This is a genomic window from Serratia sp. SA088 (assembly GCF_049065515.1).
GTDB lineage: Bacteria > Pseudomonadota > Gammaproteobacteria > Enterobacterales > Enterobacteriaceae > Serratia > Serratia nematodiphila.
The window spans coordinates 275,555-296,759 of record NZ_JBAKGW010000001.1 but is presented as its reverse complement, the minus strand read 5'-3'; the positions used below and the strand labels follow the sequence as shown (position 1 = coordinate 296,759).

Annotated in this window: 19 protein-coding genes; 11 read left to right on the top strand and 8 right to left on the bottom strand. The window is 57.6% G+C overall.

Features of this window, described 5'->3' with window-relative positions; translation table 11 throughout:
- Positions 1-13 precede the first annotated feature (13 nt).
- The 7 genes from tsr to flhD all read right to left on the bottom strand — a co-directional run bounded on the left by tsr (position 14) and on the right by flhD (position 7,443).
- On the bottom strand, positions 14-1,684 hold the full coding sequence (gene tsr / locus ACOWVD_RS01395; RefSeq protein ID WP_049240633.1) for a methyl-accepting chemotaxis protein: 1,671 nt from the start codon (positions 1,682-1,684) through the stop codon (positions 14-16).
- 194 nt (positions 1,685-1,878) lie between these two features.
- Positions 1,879-2,379, bottom strand: coding sequence for a chemotaxis protein CheW (gene cheW / locus ACOWVD_RS01390; protein WP_004934876.1), 501 nt, complete (start codon positions 2,377-2,379; stop codon positions 1,879-1,881).
- Between the two features lie 32 nt (positions 2,380-2,411).
- Complete coding sequence (gene cheA, locus ACOWVD_RS01385; RefSeq protein WP_421105386.1) at positions 2,412-4,415, bottom strand: chemotaxis protein CheA; 2,004 nt, start codon at positions 4,413-4,415, stop codon at positions 2,412-2,414.
- Entirely contained in the window at positions 4,412-5,476 is a 1,065-nt protein-coding gene (gene motB / locus ACOWVD_RS01380) for a flagellar motor protein MotB (protein WP_197799698.1), read from the bottom strand. The genes cheA and motB overlap by 4 nt, the downstream gene beginning before the upstream one ends.
- On the bottom strand, positions 5,473-6,363 hold the full coding sequence (gene motA, locus ACOWVD_RS01375; RefSeq protein ID WP_421105385.1) for a flagellar motor stator protein MotA: 891 nt from the start codon (positions 6,361-6,363) through the stop codon (positions 5,473-5,475). The genes motB and motA overlap by 4 nt, the downstream gene beginning before the upstream one ends.
- 145 nt (positions 6,364-6,508) lie before the next feature.
- Positions 6,509-7,093 (bottom strand): flagellar transcriptional regulator FlhC, encoded by a 585-nt coding sequence (flhC, locus tag ACOWVD_RS01370; protein WP_170310329.1) that lies wholly within the window; start codon positions 7,091-7,093, stop codon positions 6,509-6,511.
- Entirely contained in the window at positions 7,093-7,443 is a 351-nt protein-coding gene (gene flhD, locus ACOWVD_RS01365) for a flagellar transcriptional regulator FlhD (RefSeq protein ID WP_004934891.1), read from the bottom strand. The genes flhC and flhD overlap by 1 nt, the downstream gene beginning before the upstream one ends.
- 1,335 nt (positions 7,444-8,778) lie before the next feature.
- Between flhD and ydgT the strand changes: the two genes are divergently transcribed.
- The 3 genes from ydgT to ACOWVD_RS01350 all read left to right on the top strand — a co-directional run bounded on the left by ydgT (position 8,779) and on the right by ACOWVD_RS01350 (position 10,727).
- Positions 8,779-8,994 carry a transcription modulator YdgT gene (gene ydgT / locus ACOWVD_RS01360; RefSeq protein ID WP_049240637.1) on the top strand — a complete coding sequence of 72 codons (216 nt, stop codon included), beginning with the start codon at positions 8,779-8,781 and terminating at the stop codon, positions 8,992-8,994.
- A gap of 197 nt (positions 8,995-9,191) precedes the next feature.
- Entirely contained in the window at positions 9,192-9,611 is a 420-nt protein-coding gene (gene uspC / locus ACOWVD_RS01355) for a universal stress protein UspC (RefSeq protein ID WP_016927278.1), read from the top strand.
- Between the two features lie 84 nt (positions 9,612-9,695).
- On the top strand, positions 9,696-10,727 hold the full coding sequence (locus tag ACOWVD_RS01350; RefSeq protein ID WP_164094832.1) for an NADP-dependent oxidoreductase: 1,032 nt from the start codon (positions 9,696-9,698) through the stop codon (positions 10,725-10,727).
- 34 nt (positions 10,728-10,761) lie between these two features.
- Here the strand turns inward: ACOWVD_RS01350 and pcp are convergent, their stop codons facing one another.
- Complete coding sequence (gene pcp / locus ACOWVD_RS01345; protein WP_004934904.1) at positions 10,762-11,409, bottom strand: pyroglutamyl-peptidase I; 648 nt, start codon at positions 11,407-11,409, stop codon at positions 10,762-10,764.
- Positions 11,410-11,506: 97 nt separating this feature from the next.
- On the opposite strand from pcp, the gene ACOWVD_RS01340 reads away from it, so the two are divergent.
- The 8 genes from ACOWVD_RS01340 (at position 11,507) to ACOWVD_RS01305 (ending at position 21,158) form a co-directional block, all read left to right on the top strand.
- Positions 11,507-12,439 (top strand): LysR family transcriptional regulator, encoded by a 933-nt coding sequence (locus ACOWVD_RS01340; RefSeq protein WP_004934907.1) that lies wholly within the window; start codon positions 11,507-11,509, stop codon positions 12,437-12,439.
- Between the two features lie 512 nt (positions 12,440-12,951).
- Complete coding sequence (locus tag ACOWVD_RS01335; RefSeq protein WP_306377513.1) at positions 12,952-15,297, top strand: type VI secretion system Vgr family protein; 2,346 nt, start codon at positions 12,952-12,954, stop codon at positions 15,295-15,297.
- A 12-nt stretch (positions 15,298-15,309) separates the two neighbouring features.
- Positions 15,310-15,699 carry a DUF3592 domain-containing protein gene (locus ACOWVD_RS01330; RefSeq protein ID WP_033643543.1) on the top strand — a complete coding sequence of 130 codons (390 nt, stop codon included), beginning with the start codon at positions 15,310-15,312 and terminating at the stop codon, positions 15,697-15,699.
- Between the two features lie 102 nt (positions 15,700-15,801).
- On the top strand, positions 15,802-16,302 hold the full coding sequence (locus ACOWVD_RS01325) for a hypothetical protein (protein ID WP_273890089.1): 501 nt from the start codon (positions 15,802-15,804) through the stop codon (positions 16,300-16,302).
- A gap of 171 nt (positions 16,303-16,473) precedes the next feature.
- Positions 16,474-19,020: a DUF2169 family type VI secretion system accessory protein gene (locus ACOWVD_RS01320; protein ID WP_273890090.1), complete on the top strand. Its 2,547-nt coding sequence runs from the start codon at positions 16,474-16,476 to the stop codon at positions 19,018-19,020.
- Positions 19,017-20,084: a pentapeptide repeat-containing protein gene (locus tag ACOWVD_RS01315; protein WP_277495835.1), complete on the top strand. Its 1,068-nt coding sequence runs from the start codon at positions 19,017-19,019 to the stop codon at positions 20,082-20,084. The genes ACOWVD_RS01320 and ACOWVD_RS01315 overlap by 4 nt, the downstream gene beginning before the upstream one ends.
- Before the next feature lie 30 nt (positions 20,085-20,114).
- Complete coding sequence (locus ACOWVD_RS01310) at positions 20,115-20,750, top strand: DUF3540 domain-containing protein (protein WP_015378275.1); 636 nt, start codon at positions 20,115-20,117, stop codon at positions 20,748-20,750.
- Between the two features lie 15 nt (positions 20,751-20,765).
- The gene (locus ACOWVD_RS01305) at positions 20,766-21,158 is read left to right on the top strand and encodes a DUF4150 domain-containing protein (RefSeq protein WP_421105384.1); all 393 of its coding nucleotides are present in this window, start codon (positions 20,766-20,768) and stop codon (positions 21,156-21,158) included.
- The last annotated feature ends 47 nt before the right edge of the window (positions 21,159-21,205 follow it).

The window sequence follows — 21,205 nt, the reverse complement described above, 5'->3', positions numbered from 1 at the left end:
GGCCCGATACCGGTCAGAACGTTTCCCAGTTATCCTGCAGATCGCTGGCGTTCATTTTCTTATGATTGATTACCGGTGTTACCGTCGCCTTGCTGGTGACAGGCGCTTTAAACTCTTCCTGGCCTTCCGACCTCAGGCGGAATACCGCTACCGACTGGGTCAGCATGCTGGCCTGTTCTTCCAGCGCCGCCGCCGCCGAGGCGGATTCTTCCACCAACGAGGCGTTCTGCTGGGTCACGCGGTCCATTTCCGCTACCGCCTGGCCAACCTGATCGATACCGCGACTCTGCTCGTCGGAAGCCGAGGCGATTTCGCCCATGATGTCGGTCACGCGGGTGACGGCGTTGACGATGTCACCCATGGTTTCCCCGGCGCTTTCCACCAGCACGGAGCCCATATCGACGCGGCTGACCGAGTCTTCGATCAGGCCTTTGATCTCTTTCGCCGCCTGCGCGCTGCGCTGCGCCAGGTTGCGCACTTCACCGGCCACCACCGCGAAGCCGCGGCCCTGTTCGCCGGCGCGCGCCGCTTCCACTGCGGCGTTCAACGCCAGGATGTTGGTCTGGAAGGCGATACCGTCGATCACGCCGGTAATATCGGCGATCTTCTGCGAACTGCCGGCGATGTCGTGCATGGTCTGCACCACGTTGGCCACCACCTTGCCGCCTTTCTGCGCGGTTTCGGAGGCGCTCAGCGCCAGCTGTGAAGCCTGACGGGCGTTTTCGGCGTTCTGTTTCACCGTCGCGGTCAATTGCTCCATGCTGGCGGCGGTCTCTTCCAGCGAAGCGGCCTGCTGCTCGGTGCGGGAGGAGAGATCGTTGTTGCCCGCGGCGATTTCAGACGCGCCGCTGTAGATGGCGTCCGCACCCTGGCGCACGCCGCTGACGGTTTCGATCAGTTCGCTTTGCATGTGTTTCAGGCTGGCCGCCAGCACGCCCATTTCGTTGCGGCTGTTGACGACGATCTGCTGAGTCAGGTCGCCGGCGGCGATCTGTTTGATGTGGTCGATCATGCGGTTCAGCGGGCGCACCAGGATGTGATGGATACCGGTCCAGACCAGTACGATCACCGCCAGCACAACTACCAGCACCACTACCAGCGTCCAAATGGCCGAGTTGTAGGAGCTGTTGCTGCCGTCGACCGCGATTTGGTAAAGCTTGCCGTTTTGCTCCAGATAAACGTTGTAGCTCTGCTCAAAGTTGTCCTGGTAACTCTGCGTAGGCTGATCGAAGAAGGCGTTGATTTTGCCTTCGCCCAGCAGTTGGATCAGCTCGGAGAGCGCGCCGTACAGCACATCGTACTGCTGCTTGAGGCGTTCCGCCGACTGAGGATCCTGGCGCGGGTCCTGAGGAATTTTCTCGTACGCGGCGTAGTGTCTTTCCGCTTCACCCAGCTCTTCCTTCGCCTTGGCCAGCAGTTCATCAATGGTGGCGCCGCTGCCGATCTTGTTGGTATCCATCATGTAGCGAATACCGGCGCGGTTCAGGGAGTTGCGCGCCTGCAGCAGGTCAACGCGGCTTTCACTCAGCTGCAGCTGCTGCTGGCGGATCGTTTGCAGGACGGTAAAGTTTTCCTTATCGCTTTTCAGCGAGGAGAAAAAGAGTCCGCCCGAAATCAACTGCAAGGCGCCAAACAGCACCAACACCAGCAACAGGCTGGTGACCACCTTCATACGATTTAACATGATTTCCCTTGTTGAAGCCCGCGCAGACAGGCTCTGATGACGTTGAATGTGAGAGTTATCGGCGCCGTGCGGCAAAACTTTATGCGGGAAAGTAACTATTTTTAGTGGGGGTTCCGGGCGCGGCTGAAGCCATCGTGACAGATCAGGGAAAGTGAAGGTTAAAGGGGGCGGCGCCCCGCCCCTTGAGTCTGAAATCAGACGCTTTTCGCCACGCTGTCGACCAGCGACATCTCTTCGCTGCTCAGCAGCTTTTCGATATCCACCAGGATCAGCATGCGCTCGCCCAGCGAACCGAGGCCGGTGAGATATTCGGTCGCCAGCGTCACCGCGAACTCCGGCGCCGGACGGATCTGATCGGCGGTGAGCGACAGCACGTCGGAGACGCCGTCGACCACGATGCCCACCACGCGCTGACCAAAGTTCAACACGATCACCACGGTGTTTTCATCGTAGGAAACGCTCTGCTGCGAAAATTTCACCCGCAGATCGATGATGGGAACAATCACGCCGCGCAGGTTGGTGACGCCCTTGATGAACGCCGGGGTGTTGGCGATGCGGGTCACCTGATCGTAGCCGCGAATTTCCTGCACCTTGAGGATGTCGATGCCGTACTCCTCGTTGCCCAGGGTAAAAATCAGAAACTCTTGCCCTACCGTTTCGCCAGCCAATTTGCTGACGGCTGCCAATCCTGCCATATCATTCACCTTTTAAATCAATAAACTCATTATTATGCGGCGGCGTCCGTCAGACGCTTTTCACGGTTCAAGGTTTGCAACGCCGAGACATCGACGATCAAGGCCACGCTGCCGTCGCCCAGAATGGTCGCGGCGGAGATGCCCGGCACTTTGCGGTAGTTGCTTTCCAGATTCTTCACCACCACCTGATGCTGGCCAATCAGCTGATCTACCAGCAACGCATAGCGGCGGCCGGCGCTTTGCAGGATAACGACGATGCCCTGCGTGGCGTCGGTTTTGGCGCCGTCCACTTCGAATACCCGATACAGCTCCACCAGCGGCAGGTATTCGCCGCGCACCTGCAGCACGCGTTCGCCGCCGGCCAGCGGATGCAGATCTTCCGCCTGCGGCTGCAGCGATTCCATCACCGCGTTCAGCGGCAGGATAAAGACTTCGTCGTTCACCTTGACCGACATGCCGTCGAGGATCGCCAGCGTCAGCGGCAACAGGATGCGGATGGTGGTGCCTTTACCGGCCTGCGAACGGATCTCGACGTGGCCGCCCATCTCCTGAATATTCCGTTTCACCACGTCCATGCCGACGCCGCGGCCGGAAACGTCGGTCACCTGCTCGGCGGTGGAGAAGCCCGGCGCAAAGATCAGCATGCCGACCTCTTCGTCGCTCATGCTGTCGCTGACCGCCAGCCCTTGCGAAACCGCCTTGGCGAGAATTTTTTCGCGGTTCAGCCCGGCGCCGTCGTCGATGACTTCAATACAAATGTTGCCGCCCTGGTGTTCGGCCGACAGCACCAGATTGCCCACCGCCGACTTGCCGGCGGCGATACGGGTAGCCGGCTCTTCGATACCGTGATCGAGGCTGTTGCGCACCAGGTGCGTCAACGGATCGATAATGCGTTCGATCAGGCTCTTGTCCAGTTCGGTCGAGCTGCCCTGCAGCGTCAGCTCCACCTGTTTATTCAGCTTGCCGGCCAGATCGCGCACCAGCCGCGGGTAGCGGCTGAAGACGTATTCCATCGGCATCATGCGGATCGACATCACCGATTCCTGCAGATCGCGCGCGTTACGCTCCAGCTGGCTCATGCTGTTCAGCAGATCGCCGTGGTTCACCGGATCGAGCGTGCCGGAGCGTTGCGCCAGCATCGATTGGGTGATCACCAGCTCGCCCACCAGGTTAATCAGCTGATCCACCTTTTCCACCGCCACGCGGATGCTGGTGGATTCGCTCGCCTTGGCGCGCGCTTTTGGCGCTTCGGCCGGTTTCGCGGCAGGCGGCGCGGCGTTCGCGACCGGCGCAGGCTCCGGTAAGGCGGCCACTTCCGGTAAGCTCGCTTCTGCGATGACCGGTTCGCTCTGGGTCGGCGTCGAGAAGCTGATTTGTTCCGGTTCCAGCACGAAGCACAACACGGCGCTGATGTCGTCTTCACTGGCGGAGGTGAGCAACGTCACGTCCAGACAGTGTTCCGTCTGATGCGGATCTTTAACCTCGCCGAGGTTGCCCAGCTCTTCCAACATCAAGGGGATTTCACTGGCTTTCAGCCCGTTCAGGCTGATGCGCATGCCGCCCTCGATCGCCGCCGGCGCGGCCGATGGCTTAACGACAGGCTGCTGAACGGCCGGTTGAGCCGCAGGCGCCTCTTGCTGCTGTTGCGCTTCCAACGCCAGCTGGCGCAGCGCCTGACAAATGTATTCAAAGCTTTCAGCGTCAGGCTGTTGCGAGGTTTTATAGGCGTCCAGTTGCTCCTGCATAATGTCTTTGGTTTCCAGAAACAGGTTGATAATCTCGGTGCTCAGACTCATTTCCTGGCGTCTTGCACCGTCCAGCAGGTTCTCCAGCAGGTGGGTGGTTTCCTGCAGCACCGAAAAACCAAAGGTCGCCGCGCCGCCCTTGATCGAATGCGCCGCGCGGAAGATGGCGTTCAACGGCTCGATATCGGGGGCCAGCGGATCCAGCTCCAGCAGGTGTTGCTCCATGTCGGCCAGCAACTCGTCTGCCTCATCAAAGAAGGTCTGATAAAAATCGCTAATGTCCATGCTCACGGGGTCACCTCTGGCTGTGAGTCGCGGTTAGTCGGTGCGGGTGCGGACGCCGGTTGTTCCGGCGCCTGATCGGCCGGTGCTATCGCCGGGGATGCCTGCGGTAGAGCGCCTGGCGTTGTCGCCACCGGTTCCGGGGCCGTCGCCGAGGGTTCCGGCGTTTGGCTGGCCGGTGCGGTCGCCGACGGCGCCAGCTGCTTCAGGCTGTCCGGCTGGGCGATATCCATCGCGTTGCTTTCGGCATTTTCGTGCTCAATGCCCTCTTGCGTTTGCTTGTTCAGCACCAACACGGTGATGCGACGGTTAATCGCGTCATCGGCGCCATGCTGTTTCAGGCTCATGGTGGCCGCCATCCCCACCACCCGCAGCACCTTGCCTTCCGCCAGGCCGCCGGCGATCAGCTCGCGCCGGGAGGCGTTGGCGCGATCGGCCGACAGTTCCCAGTTGCTGTAGCCGCGCTCGCCGGTGGCGTAAGGGATGTCATCGGTGTGGCCGGACAGGCTGATTTTGTTCGGCAGGTCGTTAAGGATCGGCGCTATCGCCCGCAGAATATCGCGCATGTAGCTCTCGACCTGCGCGCTGCCGGTTTTGAACATCGGCCGGTTTTGGCTATCGATAATCTGGATGCGCAGCCCTTCGTCCATCATGTTGATCAACAGATGCGGACGCAGCGCCTTCAGGCGCGGATCGGACTCAATCAACTCATCCAGCTTTTCGCGCAGCTTGTTCAGGCGCAGCTCTTCGGCGCGCGCGTCCGGCGAATCGACCTGTTTTTTCACCAGGCCATGCTGCTGCGTGGGATCGTCGCCGCCGCCAGGAATGGGGCTGCTTTCGGCGCTGCTCTTGTCGCCGCTGGTCAGGGCAACCTTGAGCGGCGTACGGAAATATTCGGCGATTTGCGTCAGTTCCTGCGGGCTGGCGATCGCCAGCAGCCACATCACCAGGAAGAACGCCATCATCGCCGTCATAAAGTCGGCATAAGCGATCTTCCAGGAGCCGCCGTGATGGGCGGCATGATGCGACTTGCGCTTTCTGACCAGAACGACCGGATGATTCTGTTTCATGCTTCTTCTTCTTCCGTCGCCTGCTGCGCCGGCGCTTTCACGCGGCGCACGTGTTCTTCCAGCTCAACGAAAGAAGGACGTTCGGTGGTATACAGCGTTTTGCGGCCAAACTCGACTGCGATCTGCGGCGCGTAACCGTTCAGGCTCGACAACAGCGTGACCTTGATGCACTGCATCATCTTGACGTTTTCGGCGCTCTTCTGGCGCAGCAACGTCGCCAGCGGCGAGATGAAACCGTAGGCCAACAAAATGCCGAGGAAAGTACCGACCATGGCGTTGGCGATCAGCGCGCCCAGTTCAGCGGCCGGACGGTCAGCCGAAGCCAGGGCGTGCACCACCCCCATCACCGCCGCGACGATGCCGAACGCCGGCAAGGAGTCGCCCACCATCGCCAGACTGCCGGCGGGCACTTCGCTTTCCTGCTCGTAGGTTTCGATCTCTTCGTCCATCAGCGCTTCGATCTCGAACGCATTCATATTGCCGCTCACCATCAGCCGTAAATAGTCGGTAATGAACTCCACCAGAGTGTTATCGGCAAGGATGCGCGGATAATTAGAGAAAATGTCACTTTCTTGTGGATTATCGATATCGAACTCGAGCGACAGCATGCCCTGCTGGCGCGATTTGGCCAGCAGACGGAACAGCAACGCCATCAGATCCATATACAGATCTTTGTTGTATTTGGAACGGCGCATCAGCCGCGGCAGCGCGCGCAGCGTGGCTTTGATCGCTTTGCCGCTGTTGCCGACGATAAAGGCGCCGACGCCCGCCCCGCCGATAATCAGAAATTCCGCCGGCTGATACAACGCCCCGAGATGACCGCCCACGATCAGGTAGCCGCCAAACACCGCACCCAATACCACGAGATAACCCAAAATAACTAGCACACGCATTCCTTAAATTAACAATGTGGATGGAAGGTGGGGCAAACGCGCCCTGGCGCGACAGACCAGGCTGCATGTCTGGGGGCGGCATGCCGCCCCTGCGTATCACACGTCGGTATTCATTGCCGAGAGCCGGCAACGTGGCGGCTCAGATGGCGCGTTTGACCTGCTCGTCCAGCAGTTGAGGAATAATATCGGCCAGTTGCGGCGAAAGTTTACGTCTTTTTACGGCGCGGGATGGGGGTTGGCATAAACTGCAGATGAAACCATTCAGCGGCTGGTGCGCGTGGGTGATAAATGCGCCGCCGCAGCAGCTGCAGGCGGAAAGCTGCAACATGCCGCTATCGACGAAGCGCACCAGCGTCCAGGCACGGGTCAGCGCCAGCAACGGCGCCTCGCCAGCCTGCTGCGGACACTGCTCGAGATAGAGGCGATAGGCTTTAATCACCGCCTCCACGCCGCTGCACTGCCCGCTTTTCATCAGAAACCGGTAGGCGTTGTAAAACATCGACGAGTGAATATTTTGTTCCCAGGTCATAAACCAGTCGGTTGAGAACGGTAACATTCCTTTTGGCGGCGGGCTGCCGCGTAACTCCTTGTAAAGTTTAATCAAGCGCCCGCGGCTAAGCTGGGTTTCACTCTCCAGCATCTGCAATCGGGCTCCCAGCGAAATCAGCTCCATGGCGAGCTGAATGTCCTTGGCTTCTTGAACGATACTTTTCTCAACCATCATCAGGCTCTTTTCTTCGTCGGGCTAGCGTCTTTACTCGATAGCTCTTGCAGTAAATGGCTTGATAGCAAAATGCCGGTATGGATTTGTTGCAGATCGTCGACGCGCGACTCTTTGGTCAGGCGTTCGATGGTCTGGCTTTCGTTAAAGCGGAAGTGGCAAACCAGCTGGTTGGTCTCGGCCAGTTTAACCATTTGCGGCAAAGTCAGCTGCGCCAGCGCATCGGCCATGGTTTCATCAATACCCAGGCGGAACATCGCGGACGCTTTTTCATCGTTGATCAAACGCTGTGCTAAAAGTAAATATGACAGATTGATGTCATAAATATGCTTAAGTAATTCAGACGTACCCATATTCCCCATCCCGACAGACTATGTTTAAAAACATACGCTGGGTGATAAATTTTATCGCCCGTGACTTGGGTTGTTTCCCAAAGTTGGCAAATTAATCTCTCAAAAACGGCTGCTGAAATGTTCAACAATCGCTAAATTCGACCACTGTTCAGTATTTGCTACGAGCGTAAACCAACGTGTATGGATGTACAGCATTTTGCTTCGATAGTGTTTAGTCACCATGAAACTATTTTTACAAATTTAATAAGATTATTCCTAAAGCAGCGCAACTCTACCCCCGAACCATTAGCACACACAATGTAAGTGAGAGGCAATTTTAAATACAATGTGACCTGCATCACAAAAATAAAAAATAATTAAACCAGATACGCCCAAATACGCTCACTTATTGACCACTATTTTGTTCACAAAACAACCATAGGTAAAAAAACGTCTTAAAAACAATGTTTATCCGCCAAAAAATTATCTTTTTTAGATCAATTCGAACAAAAGCATCACCAAACCAAAATAACAGAACAAAAATCTGCATATAGGCAATAAACTCAGTATAAATAACCATTTGAGTTACTAAGAAATATCCAAGCCGAAGAATAACCAATGTAAACTATAAGGTTATTAGCTATCGGATTTGACTTAAACCCCTAGCCTGAGGCTGTTCTAATTTTCAACATCAGGTGATTATGGCTTATCAATGATTCACGGGCGTAGTGAACAAGCCAACAGACGTAACGATGTGTTTCCGTATTAGCACGATGCAAGAATGCTTTTTTTACGTTAAATATCCCCAAAACGATATATCGGCAGCGTCTCATAAAACTTTAATGCTTTTTATTTCTTTTCTGTCGTCGTGATAATTCCTCCTCATCCCCAGAGAGTATTTACATGGCTTGTGTTTTCATCACGGCGTTGTCATAAAATAAAACGCAGTTTTGTTTTACTCTTCATATTTCGCCATCGAGAAAAACGGCGTTTCAACGCAAGCGGTGGCGACAAACACCGCCCGATGCCACGGCCGAGTGAAAAAATCACCGCAGAATGAGGCGCGGCACGACAACGCGTGCTTGCCCACAGCACGAACGACGACGCGTCGGCCGTCAACCGCCCTGAGACTTTCCCTATTTCTCCATTAATCAGCAGGCTGAGATTGCTGACGGCGCACTGGCATATTATGATTTACCAAAGCGCCGCTACGGGCGGCGCGACATCATTACCCAGTGCAATTTATCTAATTGAAATGATTTTTGTCAGGTCGTACATCGCTGCCTCGACGGCGTCGCCGTGAGTCGCTATGTGTTATTCACCCGGCTTTAACTATTAACAGGCTATATTTTAATCATGATCGATACGCTCGAATATCTGCTGACATTTCGTAAATGCTCCTCTTTGGACAGCCTGGAGAAGGTGTACGACAAACTGAACTACTCCATTGAAAACGATACGGAAATGAGCAATATGTACCGTGCCGCCGACCACCGTCGCGCCGAGCTGGTTGCCGGTAAATTGTTCGACCTGGGCAAGGTGCCGAAAACGCTGTGGGCACAGGTGCTTTAATTCAGTGAAATTACGTGCGGCAACGGTTTTATCTTTTATTGCTATATAACCGGGGCACATTCAGCTTTTATTGCCGCGCGTGATATGAAACACATTTATTAGGCTCACCAGGTTCTACCCTTTATCCGACGCAGTACTTCCACCAAGGCCGCCGATGCAGCAGCCTGAAACACGATGGATACAACAAGGAGTCGGATATGGGGTATCAAAACGTTCTGGTTACCGTCGCCGTTGCCCCTGACAGCCACCGCCTGGTGGAAAAGGCCGTCTCCATCGTTCGCCCCTACGGCGGCAGCATCACCCTGTTGAGCACCCTCGCCAATCCGGAAATGTACAATAATTTCGCCGGACCGATGCTGGGCGATTTGCGCTCGCTGATGGAAGAGGAAACCCGGCTGTTTATGGAGGAACTGCGCCAACGCGCCGGCTACCCTATCGCCGATACGCTGATCGTGCATGGCGAGCTGGGTGACAGCCTGGCATTCGCCAGCCGCCGTCAGCCGTTTGACCTGCTGCTCTGCGGCAATCACCGAGACAGCATGATGAACAAAGTCTCCTGTTCCGCCGCCCGCTTTATCAATATCAGTCATATCGACGTGTTGATCGTTCCGCTCTGAGCTAAGCACATTCGGTCACGTCGCCTCAGCGCTCCTGCACTAGGCTTAACGGACCTTGTTTGCCGCACCACAAAGGAGCTTTCGATGTCCCCTTCTCAACAGAACCGCCGCTTCCTGCTGGCCTCGCGTCCGAACGGCGAACCGACAGCGGCGAACTTCCGTCTCGATACCGTCCCCGCACCGCAACCCGGCGCCGGCCAACTGCTGCTGCGCACCGTATATCTGTCGTTGGATCCTTATATGCGCGGACGCATGAGCGATGCCCCCTCCTATGCGCCGCCGGTGGAGATCGGTCAGGTGATGGTGGGCGGTACGGTATCGCGCGTGGCGGCCTCACAGCATCCCGATTTCAGCGTCGGCGATTGGGTGTTGGGGTATGACGGCTGGCAGGAATATGCGCTGTCCGACGGCAGTGGCCTGCGCAACCTCGGCCCGCATTTGCCGCACCCTTCTCGCCTGCTTGGCGTGCTCGGCATGCCGGGATTTACCGCATACATGGGGCTGCTCGACATCGGTCAACCGCAGGCGGGTGAAACGCTGGTGGTGGCCTCCGCCAGCGGTGCGGTTGGTTCGGTGGTCGGCCAAATCGGCAAACTGAAAGGCTGCCGCGTCGTCGGCGTCGCCGGCGGTGCGGAAAAATGCCGCTATGTGGTGGAAGAGTTGGGTTTCGACGCCTGTATCGATCACCGCGCCCCAGACTTTGCCGAACGGCTGGCCGCCGCTTGCCCACAGGGTATCGACATCTATTACGAGAATGTCGGCGGGGCGGTGTTCGACGCCGTACTGCCGCTGTTGAACACCAAAGCGCGTATTCCGGTATGCGGCATCATCGCCCATTACAATGCCACCGGGTTACCTGCGGGGCCGGACCGTTTGCCGCTGCTGGAGGGGCTGATCCTGCGCAAACGCATCCGTATGCAGGGCTTTATCATATTCGACGACTACGGCTCACGCTTTGACGAGTTCTTGCAACAAATGAGCAGTTGGGTCGAACAGGGGAAAATCAAGTTCCGTGAAGACATCGTCGACGGGCTGGAGCAGGCGCCGCAGGCGTTTATCGGCCTGCTGCAGGGCAAAAACTTCGGCAAACTGGTGATCCGCGTCGCCGACGAATAACCCGTAGCAGGGCGTGGTACGCCGCGCTCTGCTTTTAATGTACGGCGCCGTCGCCGAATCGCACATCTTCCTCTACCGTCAGCGTCACCTGAACGACAGTGCGCACCGCTTCCACCATCGTCGCCAGTGCCATGCTCGGCTTGCCCGGGTGCGCTGCCGCCAGTTCATGGCTGTACGGAATATGCACGAACCCGCCCCTGGCCCGCGAATGCTGCGTCTCCAGATAGTGACGCAGACCATAAAAAATGTGGTTGCAGTTGTAGGTGCCTGCCGTATAAGAGACCGCCGCGGGGATCCCCTGCCGGCGCAGTTGCTGCACCGCCGCCTTGACGGGCAGCGTACTGAAATAGCCCACTGGCCCGCCGGCAACCACCGGCACGTCAATCGGCTGTTTACCGGCATTGTCGGGAATGCGGGCATCGATCAGATTGATGGCTACCCGTTCCAGGGATATCTCGGCCCGGCCGCCGGCCAGCCCCAGACAAATCACCGCCAGCGGCTGCAATGCCTCAATCGCCGCGATCAACCGCTGATTGGCTACGCCCAATACGCAAGGTAGCTCGAGCACCACAATCTCCGCGCCGGCAATATGTTCACCGGCCAACGCCTGCGCAATCTGCCAGGAAGGATTCACCGCATCACCCTCGAACGGCTCAATGCCGGTGATCAAAACTTTGTTCATCATTTCCCCTGATTGAAGGCTTAATTCGTGTACTTCCAGCCTAAAGAACGCAGTATGATTCTGGAAATGGATTATCTTTATATAGAGTATTCATAAAATGAATTTATCCAGCGTCGATCTCAACTTGCTGGTGGTGTTTGAGGCGTTGTATCAGACGCGCAACGTCACCGCCGCAGGCCGGCGTCTTAACCGCGCGCAACCTTCCGTCAGCAATGCATTGGCGCGGCTGCGCATTCTTCTGAACGATCCGCTGTTTGTTCGCAGCGGCGGCGGCATGGCCCCCACGCCGCGCGCCCACCAGTTGATGCCGCAAATACAGCGGGTGCTTGAACAGATCCATCTGGCGTTGGCGCCTCCTGCCCGTTTCGACCCGGCCACCGCCGGGCAGCGGCGTTTTACGCTGGCGGCCGGCGACTATGCCGATATCTTGCTGCTGCCCGCCATCATCAGTCGATTACGTCAGACCGCACCCGGCATCGATATTCGCGTTTCGCGCCTGGATCGCCACAATATTTACCGGCAACTGGATCGCGGCGAGGTGGATATCGCGCTGGGAGGGCACCTTTCCGGTGCGGAAAGCCACTATGTGCGCACGTTGTTTGAAGAACATCTGGTGTGTATCGCCAGCCGTTCACACCCACAGTTGGCGGATGGCCGCTGGGATCTGGCGCGCTACCTCAGCCTGCCGCATGGGCTGTACGCACCGGCAGACGACGGTTCTGCCAGAGGGTTGGTCGACCGGCGTCTGGCGGAAATTGGCGGTCAACGGCGCGTTGCCGTGACCTTTTCACACATTGCCGCTCTGCCGGCGGTGGTCGCCGACAGCGATCTGATCGCCACGCTGGCCGCCAGCGCGGCCCGGCATTTTTCCGATCCGCAACGCGTACGCATTCTCCCGCTGCCTGACGAGTTGGCCATCGCGCCTTTCCCCATTGAGCTGATCGCCGGCCGGCAGGCGCAACGCGACCCGGCTTTAATCTGGCTCTGCGAGCTTATCGGTCAACTCTCCTTCGCCTTCTCTCCACGCTAACGGCGACATTCGCTGCATTTTCAACCGTTCAAACGCATGTTCCCAGGCCCGTCGGTGGGCCCTGGAACGCCCACCAAATAGGAATCATCCGAATTAACATTCGCCAAATTTATATATTTGATCATCTTTAACTGGCAAATGGTAAGGATAAAAAACAGTCAGTGACTTTTTTTACGTAAAAAAAGAGTTGTTTTATAAGCACGTTGGCTTATGTGTTACACATTTAATTTTTGGTATTACCAATTCCCCAATAATTTGAGATAAAAAATGATCTATGCGCATCTATATGTTTTAAATAATAAAAAACAAGATCGTGAGCGAGTTAACGAATTGAGCATTGATCCACAAGGCTATTTTGCAAATGCAGTGCTCTATTGTAGACTGCACAAATCGTGCCTTTGTGTAAACTTTGTTAAATCTTTCGTCAGTTCCTGTCTCCATTCGTGACAGATACGCCATCGGGATCGCGCGTCAATTCTCGTGCGGTAGCTATGTCTAAACCGGGGAATAGTATGGATCGTCTTATCATTGCGCACACGCCTTTGCCCGCCCATCAGCTGTTGTTCAGAAGCCTTTCCGGTGAGGAAAAACTGGCCGGCCTGTTCGAATTCGACGTCGAGCTGCTCAGCCCCGACAATCGACTCGATCTGAAAGCGCTGTTGGGACAAAAAATCACGCTGGAACTGCGGGGCAATCCGTTGGCGCCGCGTTATCTCAACGGCAATATCACGCGCATGACCCTCTCCGGACGAGAAGCCGGCGGCAACCGTTACTATATCTACCGCGCCGTGCTGCGCCCCACGCTGTGGTATCTGACGCAAAACCGCGATTTTCGCATCTACCAGGAACAAACCGTTCCCGACATCCTGACTCAGGTGCTGGGGCAGTATCAGGTGAAAATCGATAACCGCCTGAGTTACGACTACCGCATCTGGGGGTACTGCGTGCAGTACCAGGAGAGCGATTTCGATTTCATCAGCCGTCTGATGGAACACGAAGGCATCTATTACTATTTCACGCACCAGCAAGACGGCCATACGCTGGTGCTGGCTGACGCGCCGGCGGCCCATCAGGAACTCGCCGGCTACGCCAGCATTCCCTATCAGCTCGCGGAAGGCGGCCTGGTGGAAAACAAAGACAGCATCAACAGCTGGAGCGTTTCTGACGCCATCACGCCCAGCCTGTATAGCCTGGATGACTATGATTTTCGCAAGCCGCGCGCGCGGTTGCTGGAGGCCCGGCAAAATCCCGCCTCATTCGCGCAGGACAAAGCCGAGGTGTTCGACTGGCCCGGCCGTTATACCGATCACGCCCATGGCCAGTTTTACGTCAAGGTTCGCCAACAGGAGTTCGAAGCGCAGCATGAGCAGATGAGCGGCGAAGGCAATTCGCAGGGCATTGCGCCCGGCTATCGTTTTCAACTGACCCAGGCGCCGCGTATGGAAGACAACCGCACCTACCTGGTGGTCAGCGCACATTACTTCATGCAGGAAAATAGCTACGCCAGCAACGATAACGACGTCGGCGAACAGCGAACCGAATTTCAGGTCGTTCCGGCGGATATCAATTGGCGCCCGGCGCGCACCACGCCCTGGCCGAAAACCCATGGCCCGCAAACTGCCGAAGTGGTGGGCCCGGAAGGCGAAAGCATCTGGACCGATAAATATGGCCGGGTGAAACTCAAATTCCGTTGGGATCGCCACGGCAGCGGCAACGAAACCAGCTCCTGCTGGGTGCGCGTCTCCAGCGCCTGGGCCGGCTGGAAATACGGCGGGATCCAGATCCCGCGCGTCGGTGAGGAAGTGGTGGTCGACTTTATCAACGGCGATCCGGATCGCCCCATCATCACCGGCCGCGTTTACAACGAAGACAGCATGCCACCGTGGGATCTGCCCGGCGACGCCACCAAAATGGGCTTTATGAGCCGCAGCAAAGGCGGCGGCGTCGACAACGCCAGCTTCCTGTTCCTGGAAGACTCGCCCGGCAACGAATCTTTCGACATGCACGCCGAACGCAACATGAACATGACGGTGGAGAACGACAAGAACGTCAATATTGACGGCAGTCGCACCACCACCATCGGTCGCCAGCAGGACGACACCGTCATCGGCGACGCCACGTTCCTGTACAAAGCGAAGCGCACCACAACGGTCAATGGGCTGGAAACCGCCAACCTGAACGCTCACCAGACGGTGAACATCAAAGGCGGCCGCGACCTGACGATTATCGACGGCGGCGATAAAATCGACATCACCGGCAATCAGTCCTTCAAGCTCGACGGCGCGCAGACGCAAAACATTACGCAAACCCAGCATGTCACGGTGAAAGGCAACCAGACCCTCGACATTACCGAGGGGCAACAAACCAGCACCATCAAGCAAGGGCAGACGGTCAATATCACCTCCGGCGGGCAGCACACCACCATCACCGCCGGCGGGCAAACCACTACCGTCACCGCAGGCGGTCAAACGCTGACGGTGGAGGCCGGCGGCCAGACCACCGACATCACAGGGAATGTCAAAGAAACCTACAAAAACGATCAGCAAACAACCATTAGCGGTTCGCTGACCATCACGGCAAAAACCATCAACATTACCAGCGAGGACGGCGTGTCTATTTCGGCGCCCACCTGGAAAGACAACTGCCACGGCTATAAGTGGACCGCGATAGGCGCCAACCTTGCCTTAACGGGGCTAAGCGTCAAGCACACGATGTTCGATGTTTCCCATAACCCGCTTTCGATCAGCAAAACCAACTTCAAGCTAAGCAACGATCCCATGACGTTCACGCAGCTTGGGGCCTTAATAACCAACGGTTCTTTGCGATTGAGCAGCAAGGCGCTGGCGATCTTTTTATAAGTAGGGATGCCCATGTCCAAAGCCAAAAATATCTTCACCGTAATCGGTTTGATTTTATTGGCCCCTATTCTCAGCCTGGTGGGCTTTTTCAAATTCATCACGGTCGATATCTGGGGCTATTTCAAACACATCGGTTCTTCTCTCAGCGTGATGGAGAACGGAGTTTCCGCCTCCGGGCAGATCGTCAGCATTCGCCAGACCAACCTGTGGGACGGGAATCGGCCGGTCTGCGAAGTTGAAGTCAAGTACATCGCCCAAGACGGAAAAAACCATACGGCCGTAGCGAAAGGTCCGATCAGCGTCGTTGATCTGCCGCGTTATCAGCCGGGTCATTTCACCGCGATAAAGTACGACCCCAAGAACCCCAAAAAAGCGGTGATCGAAGAGTTATCCCGACTTTGAGCGAAAAGAACCTTTTCAATCAACGTGATCCGATTTCAACGTTGTGAAAACGGCGTATCGTCCATCAATTCGCTAAATCACCTTGCATAAGGAAGTGCCACGATGGGCGCATTTATTGCCTTTGCGACGCAGGACAGCCTCTGGGGACAAATCCTGTTTACCTTCTTAGGCATCTTGGTTGGCGGCGTATTGATCGCCGCCATTTGCAAGACAGTCTTACCGACGGGCAGAACGGCGGCATTGTCCGTCCGGTTGCTGGTCTTTGTCGCACTGATGCTGGCGATCCTGAAGTACAACCAGCAGGTGATGTCTGCGGTGAACGTGCCCGCGGAGCTGATCGGGCTCCTGATTTTACCCGGTTTTTTGACGGGTTACCTGGGGGCGGCGGCGCCCGGCAGGCTGGCGCTGGCGATAGAGCTACCCTGTTTTGCGGCGCTCGCCGCGCTGCTGATTCTGGGCACCGCCGGCGTCGGCTTTTTTGCCCCCTATCATTTGGAGAGCGCCGGCCAATTTAGCGCCAAGGCGATCGCCGCGGCATTGTCCGTCGCCGTCGTACTGCTGGTTCGCAGAATAAGCGGGAAGGACAGCGCACTGTCCTCTTGATCATCCATTTCGACGCGGGGCTCTCCCCGTATCCGCGATCGGCTCTGGACGCCGCATCGTTTTCTTCATCTGTTGTGACATAGCCTGATATCTATTAAACCGAAAAACGGATTGTTTTTGAGCATGCAGCCTGGCTGCCGGCTGATATCCACAGGAAGCTTTACACACACAATGAAAGTCGTAAAACCTCTGCGCCTCAGCGCGCTTCATCGCCCCTTCTCTTGGCAAGGGCAAAATCATCTGGGCGTTTCCGTTTTGGCCTTGGCCGACATGGGGGCTTCCCCGCGCCTGCGCCCCGAACCGGAGTTGTGGCAGTTGGCCGCCGACGAACTCACGTTGAGCGGCGGCGTGCTCGATCTGGCTATCCCAAAAGCCTGTGCAGAGTTTCTCGCCACCGGCAACGCCTACACCCACCATCAACAAGACAAAACCGCCTGCGCCGTGAAGATCCAGCTTGATTCGCTGGAGAAAACGCTGGTGGTTTTCGGCGATCGCCATTGGATCAACGATCGCCCCTCCTCTCCCCTCCCTTTTGCAGAAATGCGTCTGGACTGGCGCCGGGCTTACGGCGGGACTCAGTTCGCCGATAATCCACACGGCATCGGCGCCACTCCAGAAACATTTCCGCAAGGCCGCATCCATCGCCTACCCAATGTTGAACCGCTGCAGGGGCGCCTCGCGTCTCCTCGGCAAAACGCCCTGCCGGCAAGCTTTGACGCGTTGGATATCACCTGGCCGCGCCGCTTCTCACGCATCGGTAAAAACTACGACGCCGACTGGTTGAAACACGCTTTTCCCGGCTTCGCCAACGATATCGACTGGCGTCTGTTCAACATGGCGGAAAGCGATCAGCAGTTTCCCCAACGCGACAGCTTGCCGCTTCAGGCCGCCTACCGGATATGGAACATGCATCCTTCAGAGCCGATTCAGCAAGGCCGTTTGCCGCCGTGGCGCGCGCGCTGCTTCATTAACCGGCTGCGCGGCAGCGAAGCGCATTTCGGGGAAATCGCGATGCGCCACACCACCGTGTGGTTCTTTCCCCATCGCGAACAAATGCTGTTGATCTACCAGGGCAGCCTTCCCATCAATGAAGACGATGCCGCAGACGTCATGCAGCTCATGCCGGCGCTGGAAATTGAGGGTAAAAGCCGCACCGTCGCTCATTATCGGCAGGTGCTCGATCAGCGGCTTGATAAAGAGCATGGCGCTTTGCACGCTTTTCGTGAAAAAGATTTGCTGCCGGAGAGCTGTATCGGCCCTTGGTTGGATACGGAAACGCCGACGCAGCAAAGCCCGATGGTAGAAAACATCGCCGCCTACGAACATCACCAACGCGAACAACACCGCCAACGTCTGCAGCGCGAAGGCCGAGACATCGATGACATGTTTCCCGCGCCGCCAGCTGAACCGATGCCCTCTTTGGAGAAGTTGGCCGAATTTGTCGACGACATGGAACAGCGCGCTGAAGCGCATTACCGTGAAATCCGCGATGACGCGCTGGCAAACGGCATTGATATTGACGGCCCAGGCCCCGCCGACCTTTCCGGCGCGGAAAGCTACCAACAGCAGCGCGACCAGCTGTTTCAACAGGCGCGTCAACGCCCCGCCGCGTTTAGCGACAAGCAGCTGGGGGAAAGCGAACGCGCGCTGCACCAAATGTATTTAATGTCGGCACAGGCGCAAAGCCCTGCACTGCGCCTGCGTGGCGATCTGGCGCAAATCATTCGCCAACGCGTCGCCGCCGCCATGCTGCGCGATAAGGATCTCAGCGGCCTGGATCTCACCGGCGCCGATCTGTCCGGCATGGATCTCTGCCAGGCTAACTTGCGCGGCGCTTTGCTGGAAAACGCCAATCTGCGCCAAACCCAATTGGTGGGTTGCGATCTTCGCGAGGCGATGTTGGCGCGCGCCGATCTCAGCGGCGCCGTCTTACAGCAGGCCGATTTGAGCCACGCCTCCTTGGCCCTGGCGAAATGTGAAGCGACGGATTTCGGCGGCGCGCAGTTGCACGAAACCAACATTCAGCAAACGTTGTTTCAACGCTGCGATTTCACGATGGCGTCGTTACGCGACTTGCTGGGATACGAAACCCTGCTCGGGCAGTGTGACTTCAACCGCGCCACGCTGGCCAACATTACGCTGATGGAGCTGCAACTGGAGCAGCTGACATTCAGCCACGCCCGGCTCGACAAAGTCAGCTTCGTCAAATGCCGGCTGCTGGCGGTGAACTTCGATCGGGCGCGGCTAGAGAGCTGCGCCTGGGTTGATACCGAGACGCAAAGCCTCAGCTTCCGCGCCGCACGCCTCACCGCCTGCGCCTTCGCTGCAAAGACGCTGTTGCCGCAGGCGGATTTCGGCGACGCGACGCTGAACCAGTGCAATTTGCGCCAGATGCCGTTGCAGCGAGCTAATTTCAGCCGTGCGCGCCTCGACAACTGCGACCTGTCGGAAGCCCGGCTGAACGAGGCCGATTTCCGTCAGGCCAACGGCAGCGGCAGCCTGTTCATTCGCTGCGATCTGTCCCAGGCCAACCTGCGCGACGCCAATTTCATCGCGGCGATCCTGCAAAAATGCGTGCTGTCAGGCGCCGACCTGCAGGGCACCAATCTGTTCCGGGCCGATTTGTCTCAGTCGCAAGTGGATCAGGCGACCCGGCTCGACGGTGCCTATACCGCCAGGGTGAAAACATTGCCTCGCCACAACGGGAAGGAAGTATGACGTCAAAACCTGAGCAGATACGCCAGCGCGTGAAACGCGGCGAGCTGATTGCCGGTGAGGATTTGCACGGCCTGTCATTCGCCGGTATGGATTTGGCCGGCGGCATGTTCAACGAACTGAACCTGAACGGCGTGAACTTTTCCGATTGCGATCTGCGCGACAGCGTCTTCAGCGATTGCCGGCTCGAACACGCTCAATTTGCGCGGGCGAACCTGAAGCAAACGGCCTTCAATCAGTGCGCCATGGCGGGCGGCCGCTTCAGCGAGAGCCATATCGAACTGACGATGTTCAACGGCTGCCGGCTTGAACAGAGCGACTTTAGCCGGCTGTCGCTCAACCAAAGCCACTGGATGTCATGCCAATTGGCCGGCGCGAATTTTTCCGCCACTCAGCACGATCGCACCACCTTTTACGAAAGCCCGCTCGACGGCGCAGATTTAAGCCATACGAGGCTGTCACTTGTCACGTTCTTTCGATTAAATCTCTGTGAAACAAGGTTTGAAGGGGTTGATTTCGACCGCGTCACGTTTTTCGAATGTGACCACCGCGGCAAAAGTTACGCCGGGCAGCGCCTCATCGCCTGCCAGTTTACCGATAACCAACTGGACGACGTCGATTTCAGCCAGGCGACGTTGCGTCAAAGCAACTTCAAGGGCGCTTCGCTGCTGCGCGCCAACCTGACGGGCGTGCAAGCGCAGCAGTCACTGTGGCTGGAGGCCAATCTGACCCACGCGCAGTGCCGCAGCGGGCAGTTCGATCAGGCGATCTTCAGCGAAGCGACGCTGGACGCCGCCAACTTTAACCAGGCGCGCCTGTATCAATGCGTGTTCCAGCGCAGCCGCGCGGCGCGCTGTGATTTCAGCGACAGCGACCTGACCTACGCCGACTTCTGTTACGCCGACATCGGCGCCGCCGATTTCCGGCGCGCGCGTTTTATGCGCACCCGCATGCACCGCGCCCACCAGCAGCAAACGCGCTGGGGCGATCGCAGCGGGATCCTCGAGCGCGACGAAGAACTGTACGCCGCCGAAACCTGGAGCGCACAGCGCCAGAGCCGAATCTGAATGCATTGACCACTTCACGAGGGGATCACCATGAGCGTTGCCAACACAACTCGCGCCGTCAACATCGCACCGCCCCAGCAGGCCGCCGGCCAGGTCGTCAACCTGTTGCCGGACGGCAGCCTGGTGGTGGAGTGCGAAGGCCGCGGCTGGCATTGCCGCCGGGCGGCGAGCTGCCTGCTGACGCCGGCCCTCGGCGATAACGTGCTGGTCGCCGGTTGCGGCCACCAGCTGTGGGCGATCGCCGTCCTTGAGCGCGCAGAGCCGCAAAGCGCGGCGCGGCTCTGCGTCGCAGGCGATCTGCACATTGAAACGCCGAACGGCTCGCTGTCGTTGCACGGCGCGCAGGCGCTGAACCTGAGCGGCGACGCCATGACGCTGCAAGCGAACAGCGGCGACTGCCACGTCGACAAGATGAAATACAGCGGCGAAGAGCTGTCGGCCTTCGTCAGCCTCAGCCGCCTGGTCGGCAAACGCTGCGAGTCACTGTGGCATTCGGTCAGCCAGATCAGCCATTCGCTGTTCCGCAAAGTGCGCCAAACCGAGCACGTGCGCGCCGGGCAGCTGGATTACCAGGCGGAAGATTACGCCCGCATTCATGCGCGCAATACGCTGATTACCTCGAAAGACATCACCAAGCTGGATTCGGAACAAATCCACGTCGGATAACCTGCGGAGGCCTTTATGTTTGCCAACAGCCAAATGATCGGCGTGGACCTGGCGTTTCCCGACGTCTGTCTGACGCCAAGCCCGACACCGGTGCCCGTGCCTTACCCGGATATCGCCCTGGCGCCGACCGCCATCCCGAATGCGTTCAACATTCTGTTCGTCGGCACACCGGCGCACAACATGGCGACGGTGACGCCCCTGACCAACGGCGACAACCCCGGCGTGGCCACCGGCGTCGCTTCCGGCACGGTGATGGGGCCGTCCCGCCACCTGACCGGCGCCTTTACCGTGCTGCTCAAAGGCACCCCGGCCACCCGGTTGACCAGCCTCAGCCTGCAGAATTCCACCAACGCGCTCGGCATGCGCATCGTGCCGAGCCAATTAAAAGTGTTGCTGCTTGCGCCCTGATGACGGCGCCTTATTACACAGCCATTCAATCAAGAAAAAGAGGACAT